The sequence below is a fragment of the Streptomyces glomeratus genome (genome assembly GCF_021462825.1).
Taxonomy (GTDB): Bacteria; Actinomycetota; Actinomycetes; order Streptomycetales; family Streptomycetaceae; genus Streptomyces; species Streptomyces glomeratus.
Window position 1 is genome coordinate 121,134 of record NZ_JAKEEB010000008.1, and the last position, 16,444, is coordinate 137,577.

Genomic DNA, 16,444 nt, shown 5'->3' on the forward strand with positions numbered 1-16,444 from the left:
CGGTCCGCCCACCGGACGGCGACCGGCGACGACGCCGGGGCGCGGCACAATGGTCGACATGACCAGCACGCCCGACCCCAGCAGGCCCAGCGGCCTGGACCCCCAGATCGCCGCGCGCCTCAAGCGGAGTGCCGACGGTCTGCTCCCCGCGATCGCCCAGCAGTACGACACCGGGGAGGTGCTGATGCTCGGCTGGATGGACGACGAGGCCCTGCATCGCACGCTCACGACCGGACGCTGCACCTACTGGTCGCGCAGCCGCCGGGAGTACTGGGTGAAGGGCGACACCTCCGGCCACGTCCAGCACGTCAAGTCGGTCGCCCTGGACTGCGACGCGGACACCCTGCTCGTCAAGGTCGACCAGGTCGGCGCCGCCTGCCACACCGGCGACCGCACGTGCTTCGACGCCGATGTGCTGCTCGGGGACACGGTGACCCGCGCCGCCGCCCCCGCGGATCAGTAAGGTCGGCCGCCATGGACCTCGAGACGTTCCGCAAGCTGGCCACCGACCGACGGGTCATCCCGGTCACGCGCAAGCTCCTCGCCGACGGCGACACCCCGGTCGCGCTCTACCGCAAACTCGCCGGGGAGCGCCCCGGCACCTTCCTGCTGGAGTCCGCGGAGAACGGCCGCTCCGCGTACAAGTGGTCCCGCTACTCCTTCGTGGGCGTCCGCAGCGCCGCCACCCTCACCGAACGGGACGGCGAGGCCCACTGGCTCGGTGCCCCGCCGGTCGGCGTCCCGGTGGACGGTGACCCGCTGGCGGCCCTCCGGGCCACCATCGAGACCCTGCACACGCCGCACCAGGATGATCTGCCGCCGTTCACCGGCGGCATGGTCGGCTATCTGGGCTACGACATCGTGCGCCGGCTGGAGAAGATCGGCCCGGGCGAGCGGGACGAGCTGCGGCTGCCCGAGCTGACCATGCTCCTGACCAGCGACCTGGCGGTCATGGACCACTGGGAGGGCTCCGTCCTGCTGATCGCGAACGCGATCAACCACAACGACCTCGACACGGGCGTCGACGAGGCCTACGCGGACGCCGTGGCCCGCCTCGACGCGATGGAGGCCGACCTCGCCCGCGCGGTCCCGCAGCCGGCCGCCGCCCTCCCGCCCTCCGAGCTGCCCGAGTACACCGCCCGGTGGGGAGGCGAGGACTTCCGGGAGGCCGTCGAGGACATCAAGGAGCGCATCCGCGCGGGCGAGGCCTTCCAGGTCGTCCCGTCGCAGCGCTTCGAAACGCGGTGCTCGGCAAGCGCGTTGGACGTCTACCGGGTGCTGCGGGCCACCAACCCGTCTCCCTATATGTACCTGTTCCGCTTCGAGGGCTTCGACGTGGTCGGATCCAGCCCCGAGGCACTGGTCAAGGTCGAGGGCGGCCGGGCCATGGTCCACCCCATCGCGGGTACCCGGCACCGCGGCGCGACCCCGCAGGAGGACCAGGCGCTCGCCGAGGAACTGCTGGCCGACCCCAAGGAGCGTGCCGAGCACCTGATGCTCGTCGACCTGGGCCGCAACGACCTGGGGCGGGTCTGCGAACCGGGCTCGGTCGAGGTGGTCGACTTCATGTCCGTCGAGCGGTACTCGCATGTGATGCACATCGTCTCGACCGTGACGGGCCGGGTCGCCGAGGGACGCACGGCCTTCGACGTCCTGACCGCCTGCTTCCCGGCGGGCACGCTCTCCGGCGCGCCCAAGCCGCGGGCGATGCAGATCATCGACGAACTGGAGCCCTCACGGCGGGGGCTGTACGGCGGCTGCGTCGGCTACCTGGACTTCGCGGGCGACTCCGACACCGCCATCGCCATCCGCACGGCGCTGCTGCGGGACGGCACGGCATACGTCCAGGCGGGGGCGGGCATCGTCGCCGACTCCGACCCGGTCGCCGAGGACCACGAGTGCCGCAACAAGGCGGCCGCCGTACTGCGGGCGATCCACACGGCCGGCCGGCTGGGCCGATGAGCCGATGAGCCGGTGGCGCGGGGCCGACGAGCCGGGAGCGGGCGCGTCGATCATCCGATAAGGGGGCCCGGGTGACGGTTCGCCCGGGGTTCAGGCGATAGTGGAGTACGTGACTGCCGTACCTCACCCCCGAACCGAGGCCGCCGCCCCCGTCCGGTCCGGCCGCCGCAGCCTCGCCCTGGCCCTGCTGAGCGGGGCCGTGGGCGCGGCCGTCGCGCTGCTCGCCTCCCGGCAGAGCTGGTCGGCGGGGACCGTGACGGTGGCCGGCGGAGACTTCCCGCTGACCGCCAAGGGGAGCGAGGTCACGGGCGTGCCCGCGGCGCTCGCCATAGTGGGCCTCGCCGCGCTCGTCGCCGTCTTCGCCGTCCGCAGGGCCGGGCGTCTCCTCGTCTCCGGGCTGCTCGCGCTCTCCGGCGCCGGCACCGTCGCCGCGGCGCTCCTCGGCGCCACGGACGGGTCGGCGCTCGACGAGAAGGCGGCCCAGGCGGCCGGCGACACCTCCGCGACCGCCTTCGCGCTCACACACACCGTCTGGCCGTATGTGGCGGCGGCCGGCGGCGCGCTCCTCCTCCTCGCGGGACTGCTCGCCCTGCGCTTCGGCCGGCTCTGGCCCGCGATGTCCGGCCGCTACGAGCGGGACGGCACCCCCCGGCCGCGCCGGGCGAAGCCCGTCGACCCCGACCGCCCCGAGGACCTCTGGAAGGCGCTCGACCGGGGTGAGGACCCCACGGGAGCCTGACCGGGCCCCGCCCGCCGCGGCGGGACCACCGGAGCCGGGCCAGGCTCCGCCGGGAGCGACCCCGCCCACGCCCCATCCGCCCGGGTGCGGGACAATGAGCGCCGAGCGTTCGGCTCAGACACGTCCATACAGTCAGCAAGGAGCAAGTCATGGCGGGCAGCAGCCACGGTCACACCCCGGCCGCCTGGACCGGTGTCATCATCGCCTTCATCGGTTTCTGCGTCTCGGGCGCCTTCACCGTGATGGCCCAGCCGGTCGGCTTCTGGGCGGGTATGGTGATCATCGCACTCGGTGGCGTCGTGGGCGGCCTCATGCGCCAGATGGGCCTCGGCCAGCCGAAGACGCCGGCGCACTCGGCGCACCAGCCCGCGAGCGCGACCGCGGACCACTGAATCCCTCCGCGACCTCGTAGGTCTCCTGCGTCCCGGACGCGAGGCGGCCCCGGCAGGCCCGGCGGCCGCCTCACGCGTTCCCCCGCGCGCGCCGGGAGCGGGGCAGGCAGAATGCCTCCCGTGAACGCCGAATTCCCCAGCGTGGTGCCGCCCCCCGCGCCGTCGGGGGCCGCCGCCGTGCTCCGGCGGACCGCCGTCCCCCTCGGGGTGCTCGCGGGGGTCGTCGGCGCCTTCGCGTACGTCGGGGCCGTGGACCCCAACGAGCCCGGCCACTACCCGGTCTGCCCGCTGCTGCGCTACACGGGCCTGTACTGCCCCGGCTGCGGCGGACTGCGCAGCGCGCACGCCTTCGTGCACGGGGACTTCCCGGCGGCGCTCCAGGACAACGCGCTCGCCGTCGCGGGCTATCTGGGGTTCGCGGTGGTGTGGGCCCTGTGGGCGGTCCACGCGGTGCGGGGGCGGCGTCTGCGGTTCGACCCCGGTCCGGTACCGCTGTGGGGCCTGGGCGCCCTGCTGCTCGTCTTCACGGTTGTCCGCAACCTGCCCTTCGGTGGCTGGCTGCATCCTTGACCTGGGGGAAATGTCCAGGTAGTGGGACCGGCGTCAACCGGATGCGAGGTCTACGCCCTCCTCCGGATACCATCGCAGTGACCATTGGTTCCGCCCGCGGGGCGATCGATCCCGGTGGACCGAGCTTCGAAGCGACAGAGCTTCTTCAATCCTCAACCGTCAGGAAGGGGGCCGCTCGCGTGAGTGTGCTCGACGAGATCATCGACGGAGTCCGTGCCGACCTTGCGGAGCGGCAGGCGCGCGTCAGCCTCGACGAGCTCAAGGAGCGCGCGGCGAAGGCGCGTCCCGCCAAGGACGGCGTCGCCGCCCTGCGGGGCGACGGCGTCAAGGTGATCTGCGAGGTCAAGCGGTCCAGCCCGTCCAAGGGCGCGCTCGCCGCGATCGCCGACCCGGCGGGTCTTGCCGCGGACTACGAGGCGGGCGGCGCGGCCGTCATCTCCGTCCTGACCGAACAGCGCCGTTTCGGCGGCTCGCTGGCCGACCTGGAGGCCGTGCGGGCCCGGGTCGACATTCCGGTGCTGCGCAAGGACTTCATCGTCACCTCCTACCAGCTCTGGGAGGCCCGCGCCTACGGCGCCGACCTCGCGCTGCTGATCGTCGCCGCCCTTGACCAGCCCGCCCTCGAGTCCCTCATCGAGCGTGCCGAGTCCATCGGGCTCACGCCCCTCGTCGAGGTGCACGACGAGGAGGAGGTCGAGCGGGCGGTGGACGCCGGCGCCAAGGTGATCGGCGTCAACGCGCGCAATCTGAAGACCCTGGAGGTCGACCGCTCGACGTTCGAGCGGGTCGCCCCCGAGATCCCCGAGAGGATCGTGAAGGTCGCCGAGTCCGGGGTACGGGGACCGCACGACCTCATCGCGTACGCCAACGAGGGCGCCGACGCGGTGCTCGTGGGCGAGTCCCTGGTGACCGGGCGCGACCCGAAGACGGCGGTCGCCGACCTGGTGGCGGCGGGGGCCCACCCGGCGCTGCGGCACGGGCGGGACTGACGTGGCTCCGGGACCGGCCCGGTGGCCCCGGTGCGGGCAGCCGGACGGCCCCGGCCCGGTAGGGTTGTTGTCGATGATGCTTTCGATCACCATGGCGGCCAGGGACCCGTATGCCCGTCTCGCCCGAGGGTGCCGGCCGCGTGGCTGCCGGGCGCCCGCGCGGCGGGTGCACGGGCGACGGGTGCGGTACGTCATCGGTGATGAGCCGGGGCAGGTCAACGGGATGCGATGGCGCCCCTCCGGGGGCGCGGGGCAGTGCCCGAACACGCGGCTCCGCCGCGTGAGCGCGACAATCCACAGGCGGCCCGCGGCCGTCTGACCAGCCCCGGCCCCACGGCGATTCGTTTCCACGCACTCACCGTGAGGTATCCGCATGCCCAGCGAGTTCTTCATTCCCGACCCGGAGGGTCGGGTCCCCAGCGCCGAGGGGTACTTCGGCGCGTTCGGCGGCAAGTTCATCCCGGAGGCCCTCGTCGCCGCCGTCGACGAGGTCGCCGCCGAGTACGACAAGGCCAAGGCCGACCCCGAGTTCGCCCGCGAGCTCGACGAACTGCTCGTCAACTACACCGGCCGGCCCAGCGCCCTCACCGAGGTGCCGCGGTTCGCCGAACACGCCGGTGGCGCCCGGGTGTTCCTCAAGCGCGAGGACCTCAACCACACCGGCTCCCACAAGATCAACAATGTGCTCGGGCAGGCCCTTCTGACCAAGAGAATGGGCAAGACCCGGGTCATCGCGGAGACCGGCGCCGGCCAGCACGGCGTCGCCACCGCCACGGCCTGTGCCCTCTTCGGGCTCGACTGCACCGTCTACATGGGCGAGATCGACACCGAGCGGCAGGCTCTCAACGTCGCCCGCATGCGCATGCTCGGCGCCGAGGTCATCGCCGTGAAGTCCGGCTCCCGCACCCTCAAGGACGCCATCAACGAGGCGTTCCGCGACTGGGTCGCCAACGTCGACCACACCCACTACCTCTTCGGCACCGTGGCCGGGCCCCATCCGTTCCCGGCCATGGTGCGCGACTTCCACCGCGTGATCGGCGTCGAGGCCCGGCGGCAGCTCCTCGAGCGCACCGGGCGGCTGCCCGATGCCGCCGTCGCCTGCGTGGGAGGCGGCTCCAACGCCATCGGCCTCTTCCACGCCTTCATCCCCGAAACCTCCGTCCGTCTCATCGGGTGCGAGCCCGCCGGCCACGGTGTCGAGACCGGCGAGCACGCCGCCACGCTCACCGCAGGCGAGCCCGGGATCCTGCACGGCTCGCGGTCCTATGTCCTCCAGGACGACGAGGGCCAGATCACCGAGCCGTACTCGATCTCCGCGGGCCTGGACTACCCGGGCATCGGCCCCGAGCACGCGTACCTCAAGGACAGCGGCCGCGGCGAGTACCGGGCCGTCACCGACGACGCGGCGATGCAGGCCCTGCGTCTGCTGTCCCGCACGGAGGGCATCATCCCGGCCATCGAGAGCGCCCACGCCCTCGCGGGTGCCCTGGAGGTCGGCAGGGAGCTGGGCCGGGACGGGCTGATCGTCGTCAACCTGTCCGGGCGCGGTGACAAGGACATGGACACGGCCGCCCGGTACTTCGGCCTGTACGACACCGACGCGTCCGTCGCCTCGGACGCCGACAGTGACGCCGCGGAGATCGAGGGGGACGCCAAGTGAGCGGCAACATCCGACTGCTGTCCGACACCCTCGCCGCCGCGAAGGCCGAGGGACGCTCCGCGCTCATCGCCTATCTGCCCGCCGGCTTCCCGACCGTCGACGGCGGCATCGCCGCTGTCAAGGCGGTGCTGGACGGCGGCGCCGACGTCGTCGAGGTGGGCCTGCCGCACAGCGACCCGGTCCTCGACGGCCCCGTCATCCAGACCGCCGACGACATCGCCCTGCGCGGCGGCCTCAGGATCGCCGACGTCATGCGCACGGTCCGCGAGGCGTACGAGGCGACCGGGAAGCCGGTGCTGGTGATGACGTACTGGAATCCCATCGACCGCTACGGCGTGGAGCGCTTCACCGCCGAGCTGGCCGAGGCGGGCGGCGCCGGCTGCATCCTGCCGGACCTGCCCGTGCAGGAGTCGGCGCTGTGGCGGGAGCACGCCGAGAAGCACGGGCTGGCCACGGTGTTCGTGGTCGCGCCCAGCAGCAGGGACGAGCGGCTCGCCCGGATCACCGCTGCGGGCTCCGGCTTCGTCTACGCGGCCTCCCTCATGGGCGTCACCGGTACCCGGGAGTCGGTCGGCGCGCAGGCCCAGGACCTGGTCCGGCGCACCCGTGCGACCACCGATCTGCCGGTCTGCGTCGGCCTCGGCGTCTCCAACGCCGCGCAGGCCGCCGAGGTGGCCGGGTTCGCCGACGGAGTGATCGTCGGCTCGGCGTTCGTGAAGCGGATCCTCGACGCGGGGGACGAGGCGGCGGCCCTGGAGGCCGTACGGACCCTGGCGGGCGAGCTGGCCGCGGGCGTGCGCGGCACCGCGTGACACCCCGGGGAACTCACCCGGCAGGGTGAATTCCCCGCGTGCCGGACCATTTCTCGCTCGAACGGGTGGACCTGGGACCGGGGAGGCGCGCTGCGCCTCCCCGGTTCGTTCTGCCGGATGTGAGCGAGAAGAACCGTGACGGAAAGCGCACCGCCCGTGAGCGGCTGGCGGTCGAGCGACAGAAGCAGCAGGCCGCGGACCGGCGCCGACGGGCGCTGATCGTGGGCGCCTCGGTCGTCTGTGTCCTGGGTCTGGCGACGGTGGTGGGTCTCCTGGCGGCCAACGCCGGGAAGAGCGGCAAGAGCGGCGCCGCCGGTCCCGCCGTGGCGCCCTCGGGCGCGACGGGCAAGGACCAGCTCGCGATCCCGGTGGGAAAGGACTCCGCGAAGTCCACGCTCACGGTGTGGGAGGACTTCCGCTGCCCGGCCTGCCAGGGCTTCGAGACCGCCTACAGCCCGACGATCCACCAGCTGGTCGACGCCGGACAGCTCAGAGCCGAGTACCACCTGGTCACGCTCATCGACGGAAACGCGGGCGGCAGCGGCTCCCGCCGCGCGGCCAACGCGGCGGCGTGCGCCCAGGACGCCGGCAGGTTCCGGGAGTACCACGACGTGCTGTACCAGAACCAGCCGAGCGAGACCCAGGACTCCTTCTCCGACAACGCGAAACTGATCGCGCTGGCGGGCAAGGTGCCCGGCCTCGACACGCCCGGCTTCCGGAAGTGCGTGAAGGACGGCACCCACGACCGCTGGGTGGTGAAGTCGAACGACGCCTTCCAGGCCGGGGACTTCAAGGGCACCCCGACCGTGTTCCTCGACGGAAAGAACATCTACGAGGACCGGACGATGACCCCCGCGAAGCTGAAGCAGATGGTGGAGGCGGCGAACAAGTCCTGAAGCACGTCCCCGACCGGTCATGAGGAGGCGCGCACCGCCCGGCGTGCCTCCCGTCCCGCCACGCCGAGGAAGCCCTACGTTATGGACCCGTAGCCGGGTCGGTTCCCCTGCTGCGGGTCCGGCACGGTAGCGTCGTTCTTGCCATGGAACTTGCCTACATCCCCAGCCCGTCGCGCGCAGTGCTGCACCTCGGCCCCGTTCCGCTGCGCGGCTACGCCTTCTGCATCATCATCGGTGTCTTCGTAGCCGTGTGGCTCGGCAACAAACGCTGGGTCGCCCGCGGCGGCCGACCGGGCACGGTGGCCGACATCGCGGTCTGGGCGGTGCCGTTCGGCCTCGTCGGCGGACGCCTGTACCACGTGATCACGGACTACGAGCTGTACTTCAGCGACGGCCGTGACTGGGTGGACGCGTTCAAGGTCTGGCAGGGCGGGCTCGGCATCTGGGGTGCGATCGCGCTCGGGGCGGTCGGCGCGTGGATCGGCTGCCGGCGCCGGGGCATCACGCTCCCCGCGTACGCCGACGCCGTCGCGCCCGGTATCGCCTTCGCGCAGGCGATCGGCCGCTGGGGCAACTGGTTCAACCAGGAGCTGTACGGCCGGGCGACGGACCTGCCGTGGGCGCTGCACATCACGTCCTCGGAGGGCGGGCGGGTGCCCGGCTACTACCACCCGACGTTCCTGTACGAGTCGCTGTGGTGCATCGGCGTGGGATTCCTGGTGATCTGGGCGGACCGCCGCTTCAAGCTGGGGCACGGACGGGCCTTCGCGCTGTATGTGGCCGCGTACTGTGTGGGCCGCGGCTGGATCGAGTACATGCGGGTCGACGACGCGCACCACATTCTGGGCCTGCGGCTGAACGACTGGACCGCGATGCTGGTGTTCCTGTGCGCCGTCGCGTACATCGTGGTCTCGTCGCGGCTGCGGCCGGGCCGCGAGGAGATCGTGGAACGGGACGCCTTCGACGGCGAGGCCGGGCAGGGCGCCGGTGCCGCGGACCCCGAGAAGAAGCCGGAACCGGCCGACGGGAAGCAGGAGCCCGCGGACGGGGAGCCCAAGCCCGCCGAGGTGAGTTCCGAGGCGGCCGACGGGAAGCCGGCGGCTCAGGAAGAGGCCCGGACGCCGGGTACATCCGGGGCGGCCGAGGCTTCCGAGGACCAGGACACCCCGGCGGACTCGAAGACTCCGGCGGACGGGGCCCGGTCGGCGAACAAGAGCTGAGCGACGTCTGTACGCCGTCGGGGGCGCCGTATCACCGGATACGGCGCCCCCGACGTGTACGGACAAGACCTCAGCGCCTCCGGCGGGCCAGTGACAGCGTGGTGTACGCCTCCCGCACCACCGCCGTGTCGATGAAGCGCCCGTCCGGGAGGGCCTGGGCTCCCGGGTCCCTGACCGCCGCCTTCAGGACCTCCTCAGCCCGTGAGATCTCCTCCACGGTGGGCGCATAGGCGCGCTCGATGACCGGGAGCTGGCGGGGATGGATCGCCGCCCGGCCCAGGAAGCCCAGCGTCCGGCCGCGAGCGCAGGAGGCCGCCAGGCCCTCCAGGTCCCGCGTGTCCGGGTAGATCGACTGGGCGGGCGGCGGCAGCGCGGCGGCACGGGCGGCCACCACCACCCGGGCCCGCGACCAGTCCAGTCCCGCGTCCGCCCGGACGCCTAGATCGGCCCGCAGGTCCGCCTCGCCGAGCGCGATGCCCCGCAGGGCCGGGTGAGCCGACGCGATGGCGAACGCCCGCTCCACGCCCAGTGCCGTCTCCAGCAGGGCGTAGAGGGGGACCGTCCCGCCCGTCCCGGACACGGTGCGTTCCGCCACCCGCACCACGTCCGACGGTGACGTCACCTTGGGCAGGCGCAGACCCGACAGGCCGGGCAGGGCCCACAGTGCCGCGAGGTCCGCCTCGGCCCAGGGACTGTCCAGCGCGTTCACGCGGACGTGGACCGGCACCGGCGGGCGCTCGGACAGCCGTTCCGCCGTCGCCGCCCGCGCGAACTCCTTGCGGTCCGGGGCGACCGCGTCCTCCAGGTCGACCAGCACCACATCGGCTCCCGACAGCAGCGCCTTGCCGACCACCTCGGGGCGGTCCCCGGGCGCGTACAGCAAGGTGAGAGGGGGGAAGCCCGGGCCCGCGCTCACAGGGCGCCCTCCGCCGCGAGCGCGGCGATCTCCCGGTCCGTGAGGCCGAGCTCGCTCAGGACCGCCTGTGTGTCCGCGCCGTGCGGACGGCCCGCCCAGCGGATCACGCCGGGCGTGGCGGACAGCCGGAACAGCACGTTCTGCATGCGCAGCCGGCCGAGTTCCGGGTCGGGGACCGTGGTGATCGAGTCCAGTGCCGCGTACTGCGGGTCGGTCATCACGTCCCGTACGTCCTGCACCGGCGCGACGGCCGCCTCCGCCTTCTCGAACTCCTTCAGCACCTCCGCTCGGGTGTGGCGGGCGATCCACCCGCCGACCGCCTCGTCGAGCACCTCGGCGTGCCGTGCCCGGTCCTCGCCGGTCGCGAACCACGGCTCCTCGATCACATCCGGACGGCCCACCAGGCGCATCACCCGCTCGGCGACGGACTGCGCGGAGGTGGAGACCGCGACCCAGCCGCCGTCCGCGGTGCGGTAGGTGTTGCGCGGCGCGTTGTTCTGGGAGCGGTTGCCGGTGCGCTCCTGGACATGGCCCAGCTGGTCGTACCAGATCGGCTGAGGGCCGAGGACCGTGAGGATCGGTTCGATGATCGCCAGGTCCACCACCTGTCCCGCGCCGGTGCGGTCGCGGCCCGCGAGTGCGGTCAGCACCGCGTACGCCGTCGTGAGAGCCGCGATGGAATCGGCCAGTCCGAACGGCGGCAGCGTCGGGGGCGCCTCGGGCTCCCCGGTGATGGCCGCGAACCCGCTCATCGCCTCCGCGAGCGTGCCGAAGCCGGGGCGGTGCGCGTAGGGCCCGAACTGGCCGAAGGCGGTCACCCGGGCGAGGACCAGCCGGGGGTTCGCGGCCGACAGCTCGTCCCAGCCCAGACCCCACTTCTCCAGCGTGCCCGGGCGGAAGTTCTCGATCACCACGTCGGCGGTCGCGGCCAGGCGCAGCAATGTCGTCCGCCCGCCGGGCCGGGACAGGTCCAGGGTCATCGTGCGTTTGTTGCGGCCAAGCAGCTTCCACCACAGGCCCACCCCGTTCTTCGCGGGGCCGTGACCGCGCGAGGGGTCCGGCCGGGACGGGTGCTCGACCTTGATGACCTCGGCACCGAAGTCACCGAGCAGGGTGGCGGCGAGGGGCCCGGCGAACAGGGTCGCGAGATCGAGGACACGGAGGCCGGTGAGGGGCGCGGTCATGAGCGGTGGGCTTCCCGGTGGGTGAGATGGGCCAGGGCGTCGAAGCCGATGCCGTTGAAGTCGCCGACCGACGTGGCCAGCCGGTTCTTGAGCGGGGCCGTCCAGCGGTCGGGCAGCACCCCGGGGTGTCCGGCCAGCAGGCCCGTGACGCTGCCCGCCGTCGCGCCGTTGGAGTCGGTGTCCCAGCCCCCGGACACGACCCGGCAGACGGAGCCGGTGAAGTCCCCGTCGGCATGCGTGAGGGCGGCGGCGATCAGAGCGGTGTTGGGGACGGCGTGCACCCAGTGGTACCCGCGATGGGTGGCGTGGAGTTCGTCGACGACCGCCTCGAAGTCCCGCGTGGCGCGCGCGAGACGGATCGCGTGGCGGACGGCGCGGGCCAGGCGGGAGTCGCGCGGGATCACGGTGAGGCCGGTGGCCAGACAGTGGTGGACGTCATCGGCGCCGCCGGCCGCCTCGGCGAGGGTGGCCGCCGCGAACATGGCCGCGTAGACGCCGTTCGCGGTGTGTGTGAGGGTGGCGTCGCGGTGGGCCTGTTCGGCCGCGGCGGCCGGGTCGCCCGGGTTGGTCCAGCCGTGGACGTCCGCGCGGATCAGGGCGCCGATCCACTCGCGGAACGGGTTGCGGTGGAGGGCCGTGCGCGGGGGCTCGATACCGCACAGCAGATTGCGGTAGGCGACGCGTTCGGCCGTGAAGGCGCGGCCGGCGGGGAGTTCGTCGAGCCAGAGCCGTGCCACGTCGGCGGTGGTGAAGGCCTTGCCGTGGCGGCCGAGCAACAGCAGATTGACAAGCGGGTAGTCGAGGTCGTCGTCCTCGGGCATGCCGTCGATGTTCTCGGCGAGGGAGTTTTCCGCGGAGCGGCGGTTCCAGGGGTAGCGCTCGGCGAGGTCGTCCGGCACTCCACGGGCCGTGAACCAGGTGTGCAGGGGCCAGTTGCCGGTGGCGCGGGCGAGTCGGCGGATGCCCTCCAGGGGGAGCTTCTCCACGGGCTTGCCGAGGAGGCAGCCGGCGGCCCGGCCGAGCCAGGCGGCTTCCAGGCGGGCCTCGGCCGGGGCCGGCGCGCCCCCGCGCGGGTCGGGCCAGTCGGGACACAGGGCCTTGATCCGCTCCAGGCAGGTCGGCTCGCCCTCCGCCGACCGGCGGGGCAGGTCGGCCAGCTCGTCCAGCAGGTCCTTCGCCAGCATCCGCAGATACGGGGACACCGGCCCCGTCGACGCGCCCGCCCGGGTCGGAGCCTCGGGACCGCCGGCCCGGTACCACCGCGCCGCGACGGCCGAGATCTCACGGCCCTCGTGCGCCGACTGGCGCAGCTCGTGGCCGAGGAGGTCCTCCGGCTGGACCCAGGTCAGTCGGAGCACCTGGGGCCTCCCAACCGGGCGAACTCCGCCTCATGGGCCCGGCGGCGGCAGACATCCCGGGCGAAGATCTCCCGCGTGACCTCCGTCAGCGTCCGTGCCGGGGCGTGCAGGTCCAGACGGCTCGCCTCCGCTACCTCCTTCGCCCAGTAGGACGGCACCTCCGATCCCAGCGCGCCCGTGACCGCGCCCGCCATCGTCGCGATGGAGTCGCAGTCCCGGCCGTAGTTCACAGAGCCGAGCACCGCGTGCCGGTAGTCGCCGCGCGCCACCACCACCATGCCCAGCGCCACCGGGAGTTCCTCGATCGAGTGCAACCGGGAGGGCCTGCGGGCGCCCAGGGACGGTGTCCGGTAGTCGGGGCCCACCGTGTCGTACGGGGCCACCGCCTCCCGCAGCGGACGCAGCGCGGACTCGAAGTCCGAGTAGCGGGAGGCCGTGTCGCAGACCGTCTCGATGGCGGCGCGCGTACCGTCCTTCGCCACGGACAGGCACGCTGCCACCACCGAGTCGGCGGTCGCGCCCGGAGCACAGGCCGCCGCCACCGCCGCGGCGAACACACCGGCCGCCTCCCTGCCGTACGACGACTGGTGCGCACCCGCCACGTCCAGCGCCTCGGCGTACGCTCCCGCCGGATCGGCCGCGTTGACCAGGCCGACCGGCGCCATGTACATCGCGGCACCGCAGTTGACGATGTTGCCGACGCCCGCCTCGCGCGGGTCGACATGGCCGTAGTGGAGCCTGGTCACGAGCCACTTCTCCGCGAGGAAGATCCGCCGGAGCGGGATCGTCTCCGTCTCGAGCTCCGGGATCCAGCGCGGGTTGGTCATCAGGTCGGGGACCAGGTGTTCGGCGATCGCGTAGGCGTCGAGGTGGTCACGGACCGCCGCGTACACCCGCACCAGCGCGTGCGTCATCAGGGTGTCGTCGGTGACGTGGCCGTCGCCCTTGTGGTACGGGGCGAGGGGACGGGCGGTGCGCCAGGCGTCGCCGTGCCAGGGTCCGACGATTCCGTGCACGCGGCCGCCGTGCCGCTCGACGATCTGCTCGGGGGAGTGGCCCTCGACGGGCCCGCCGAGGGCGTCGCCGACGGCGGCGCCGACCAGGGCGCCGGTGATGCGTTCGTCGAGAAGGGGCGTCTCGTCAGAAGTGGGCGTCATGTCCGGAATCATCCCCCCGGTGCGGTCAGTTCCGTCGCCTCCAGGAGTTCGGCGAGGTGTACGAGGTCGGTACCGGTCAGCCGGGGGAGCGCGCAGCCGGACAGGGCGCGGCAGGCGTCGCGCCAGGCGGCCGGGATCGCCCCGCCGCCGCCGATCGCCCCGGTCAGCGCGCCCGTCAGGGCCGGGGCGGAGTCGGCGACCCGCGACAGACAGGCGGCGGCGGGCACGGCCTCGGCGATCCGGCCGCGTGCCGCCGTCGCCAGGGCGAGCGCGACCGGGACGGTCTCCGCGGCCGCGACGCCGTAGCTGTAGACGTGGTCGACGATCTGGTGCTCCAGCAGCGGTACGACACCGAAGGCGCGGTCGCCGCCCCGGGCCAGCGTCAGCGCGTGCCGGGCGTTGCGGCCGATCTCGGTGGCCTCGGGAAGTTCGGCCAGCGCGGCCTCCACGCATGCGCCGACCGGCTCCCCGGACAGGGCGAGCGAGAGGGCCGCGGCCATGGCGCGCGCACCGTGCACCCCGTCGCCGTCCTGGGTGTAGCGGGCGTCGAACTCCGCCAGTTCCGCGGCCAGTCGGGGATCCCCCGGGTGCGCCACGGCCAGGACGCAGGCCCGGACGCAGGCCGCGTCGTCGAAGTAGTGCGGGTTGTCGTGGCCGGTGGCCGGCGGGCGCAGACCGGTGGCGAGGTTGCCGAGCCCCGCGCGCACGGAGATGCGGGCGCGCAGCGGCGGAACCGCCGACTCGACCTCGGGCGCGCGGTCGGCCGCGGCGGCGACCTCGGCGGCGACGGCGTTCCAGGACAGATCGATGGCCGCGCGCATCCTGCGCTGCCGGTCCAGGTCGCCGAGCGCGCTGCCGTCCCCGGCCCGCAGCACGGCCTCCGCCGCGAACGCCGCCCACTCTGCGTCGTCCGACGGCCCCAGCCGCAGCGGCTCGGGCGGCTGGTTGAGCGCGATCGGCACGGGCAGGGTGGTGGTCGCGTTCTGCTCGGCGAACGTGTCCAGTTCCCGGGTCAGCCGCCGGGTCCACTCGGGCATGCGGGCGGCGCGGTGCCGGGCGGCCGGCCAGCCGGCGGCGTCACCCGCGGCGAGCCCGAGCAGCAGCCCCTCGATGCGGCGGGGGCCCGCGGGCGCGTTCACGGTTCCACCCCGCCCTCGTCCGCCGGGTCCCTGTACGCGGCCTCCGCGTAGGCCGCGGGATCGGGCTGAGCCCGGGCGTCCTGCCATGGGGGCCCGCTGCGGCACACCGGATCGCCGCTCTCCGCGGGCCGGCCCCGAGGCGCGGCGTTGGCGGAGCCCCGTGCGGCAGCCGTCGCCTCCGTCGCATCAGTCGGCCTTTTCGGTCCCATTGACCCCCTCGACTCCGTCTGTCCCATCGACCCCCTCACCCCCGTCGGCCCTACCGCCGTCGTCCTCCTCGCCCCCGCGGCCCCTCCCGTCCCCGGCCCGCCGCCCTCCGGTGTGAGCAGGTCCGCCACGGCGAGGACGTGGTGGCCCGCCATGGAGGGCAGGCACCGGCCGCGAACCGGGCCGATCGCCGCCGCCCACGCCGCCGGGATCGCCGACACCCCGCGGGCAGCGCCCGCCAGGGCACCCGCGACGGCCGCCGTGGTGTCGGCGTCGCGGCCCATGTTCACCGCGGTGAGCACCGACTCCCTGAAGTCGCCGTCCGCCGCCGCGTACGCGCCGAAGGCCAGGGCCACCGCCTCGGGGGCGAGGTCCGTCCAGGGGTAGCCGCCGATCACCACCGCGGAGCGGACCGCGCGTGCGCCCCGGCGGGCCGCGGCGACCGCGCGGCGCAGGGAGCGGGCCGTCCACGAGTCGTCGGGGACGACCGCGAGGGCCGAGGCCACCACGGCGGTCGTCGGCGCACCCGCCATGGCCGCCGCGACCCCGGCCGCGACGGCCTGGCCGCCGTAGATGCCCTCCCCCTCGTGGCTCACCGAGCCGTCGATCGCCACCAGCCGGGCCGCCTCGGCGGGGCGGCCGGCGGCGAAGACGCCGAAGGGAGCCGCCCGCATGGCCAGCCCGTCGCTCCAGGCGTGCCGGTGCTGTGCGGAGATGGGCGCCGCAAGGCCCCGGCGCAGGTTCTCCAGGGTCCCCCGCTCGCTGAAGCCCGCCCCGCGGAACGGCCCCTCGTCCCGGTCCGCGATCCACCGGTGCCAGGCCGCCTCCACCTGGGCCACGGTGAGCGCCGAGCCGTACCGGGCCAGCAGCAGCCCCGAGAAGATCGCGTACTCGGTGTCGTCCGTGCCGGAGGGCCGGTCGACGACGTACCCCGTGATGCGGCCCCAGCGGGCCCGGATCTCGGACGGCTTCATGTTCTCGGCGGGCGCACCCAGGGCGTCCCCCACGGCGAGGCCGAGCAGCGCGCCACGCGCCCGTTCCCGCAGGCAGGAGGCGTTCCCGGGCGCCGGGGCCGCGGGACTGCAGGCGATGGAAGCCATACGGAGCCTCTCCTCTCAGGACGCCCCGCCCCCGGTCCGGGGCGACGGAACCGCTGTGCGGATCTGTGCCACCCGAGCCGTTCCCCCGAGCCTCGCCGGCCGCAGCATCACCCTTCCGACATCTGCGCAGTGCCATACACGGA

17 protein-coding genes are annotated in these 16,444 nt (G+C 73.8%); 11 read left to right on the top strand and 6 right to left on the bottom strand.

Going from position 1 to position 16,444, the window contains the following annotated elements; genetic code table 11:
• Positions 1-58 precede the first annotated feature (58 nt).
• The 11 genes from hisI to lgt all read left to right on the top strand — a co-directional run bounded on the left by hisI (position 59) and on the right by lgt (position 9,240).
• A complete protein-coding gene (gene hisI / locus LZ604_RS12220) occupies positions 59-463 on the top strand; it encodes a phosphoribosyl-AMP cyclohydrolase (RefSeq protein ID WP_234515059.1) in 405 nt (134 codons plus the stop codon).
• Positions 464-474: 11 nt separating this feature from the next.
• A complete protein-coding gene (locus tag LZ604_RS12225; protein ID WP_234515060.1) occupies positions 475-1,962 on the top strand; it encodes an anthranilate synthase component I in 1,488 nt (495 codons plus the stop codon).
• A gap of 100 nt (positions 1,963-2,062) precedes the next feature.
• Positions 2,063-2,701, top strand: coding sequence for a TIGR02234 family membrane protein (locus tag LZ604_RS12230; RefSeq protein WP_234515061.1), 639 nt, complete (start codon positions 2,063-2,065; stop codon positions 2,699-2,701).
• 149 nt (positions 2,702-2,850) lie between these two features.
• Positions 2,851-3,093, top strand: a complete 243-nt coding sequence (locus tag LZ604_RS12235) for an HGxxPAAW family protein (protein WP_234515062.1) — start codon at positions 2,851-2,853, stop codon at positions 3,091-3,093.
• Between the two features lie 111 nt (positions 3,094-3,204).
• Complete coding sequence (locus LZ604_RS12240; protein ID WP_234515063.1) at positions 3,205-3,663, top strand: DUF2752 domain-containing protein; 459 nt, start codon at positions 3,205-3,207, stop codon at positions 3,661-3,663.
• Positions 3,664-3,842: 179 nt separating this feature from the next.
• Entirely contained in the window at positions 3,843-4,652 is an 810-nt protein-coding gene (gene trpC / locus LZ604_RS12245) for an indole-3-glycerol phosphate synthase TrpC (protein WP_234515064.1), read from the top strand.
• A gap of 76 nt (positions 4,653-4,728) precedes the next feature.
• A complete protein-coding gene (gene trpM, locus LZ604_RS36215; protein WP_372482130.1) occupies positions 4,729-4,971 on the top strand; it encodes a tryptophan biosynthesis modulator TrpM in 243 nt (80 codons plus the stop codon).
• A 54-nt stretch (positions 4,972-5,025) separates the two neighbouring features.
• Positions 5,026-6,312: a tryptophan synthase subunit beta gene (gene trpB, locus LZ604_RS12250; RefSeq protein WP_234515065.1), complete on the top strand. Its 1,287-nt coding sequence runs from the start codon at positions 5,026-5,028 to the stop codon at positions 6,310-6,312.
• On the top strand, positions 6,309-7,124 hold the full coding sequence (gene trpA, locus LZ604_RS12255) for a tryptophan synthase subunit alpha (protein ID WP_234515066.1): 816 nt from the start codon (positions 6,309-6,311) through the stop codon (positions 7,122-7,124). Before trpB ends, trpA begins: the two co-directional genes overlap by 4 nt.
• 119 nt (positions 7,125-7,243) lie before the next feature.
• Positions 7,244-8,020 (top strand): DsbA family protein, encoded by a 777-nt coding sequence (locus LZ604_RS12260; RefSeq protein WP_234515067.1) that lies wholly within the window; start codon positions 7,244-7,246, stop codon positions 8,018-8,020.
• A 143-nt stretch (positions 8,021-8,163) separates the two neighbouring features.
• A complete protein-coding gene (lgt, locus tag LZ604_RS12265) occupies positions 8,164-9,240 on the top strand; it encodes a prolipoprotein diacylglyceryl transferase (protein ID WP_234515068.1) in 1,077 nt (358 codons plus the stop codon).
• Positions 9,241-9,310: 70 nt separating this feature from the next.
• Here lgt and LZ604_RS12270 read toward each other — a convergent pair whose 3' ends face one another.
• From LZ604_RS12270 to LZ604_RS12295, 6 genes are read right to left on the bottom strand one after another with little or no spacing between them, the layout of a single operon-like run.
• Complete coding sequence (locus LZ604_RS12270; RefSeq protein ID WP_234515069.1) at positions 9,311-10,156, bottom strand: HpcH/HpaI aldolase/citrate lyase family protein; 846 nt, start codon at positions 10,154-10,156, stop codon at positions 9,311-9,313.
• Positions 10,153-11,340, bottom strand: coding sequence for a CaiB/BaiF CoA transferase family protein (locus LZ604_RS12275; RefSeq protein WP_234515070.1), 1,188 nt, complete (start codon positions 11,338-11,340; stop codon positions 10,153-10,155). Before LZ604_RS12275 ends, LZ604_RS12270 begins: the two co-directional genes overlap by 4 nt.
• Entirely contained in the window at positions 11,337-12,698 is a 1,362-nt protein-coding gene (locus LZ604_RS12280) for an ADP-ribosylglycohydrolase family protein (protein ID WP_234515071.1), read from the bottom strand. Before LZ604_RS12280 ends, LZ604_RS12275 begins: the two co-directional genes overlap by 4 nt.
• Positions 12,686-13,855, bottom strand: a complete 1,170-nt coding sequence (locus LZ604_RS12285; RefSeq protein ID WP_234515072.1) for an ADP-ribosylglycohydrolase family protein — start codon at positions 13,853-13,855, stop codon at positions 12,686-12,688. The genes LZ604_RS12280 and LZ604_RS12285 overlap by 13 nt, the downstream gene beginning before the upstream one ends.
• 8 nt (positions 13,856-13,863) lie before the next feature.
• The gene (locus tag LZ604_RS12290) at positions 13,864-15,081 is read right to left on the bottom strand and encodes an ADP-ribosylglycohydrolase family protein (RefSeq protein WP_372482128.1); all 1,218 of its coding nucleotides are present in this window, start codon (positions 15,079-15,081) and stop codon (positions 13,864-13,866) included.
• On the bottom strand, positions 14,991-16,301 hold the full coding sequence (locus LZ604_RS12295) for an ADP-ribosylglycohydrolase family protein (RefSeq protein ID WP_234515074.1): 1,311 nt from the start codon (positions 16,299-16,301) through the stop codon (positions 14,991-14,993). Before LZ604_RS12295 ends, LZ604_RS12290 begins: the two co-directional genes overlap by 91 nt.
• Positions 16,302-16,444: the final 143 nt, after the last annotated feature.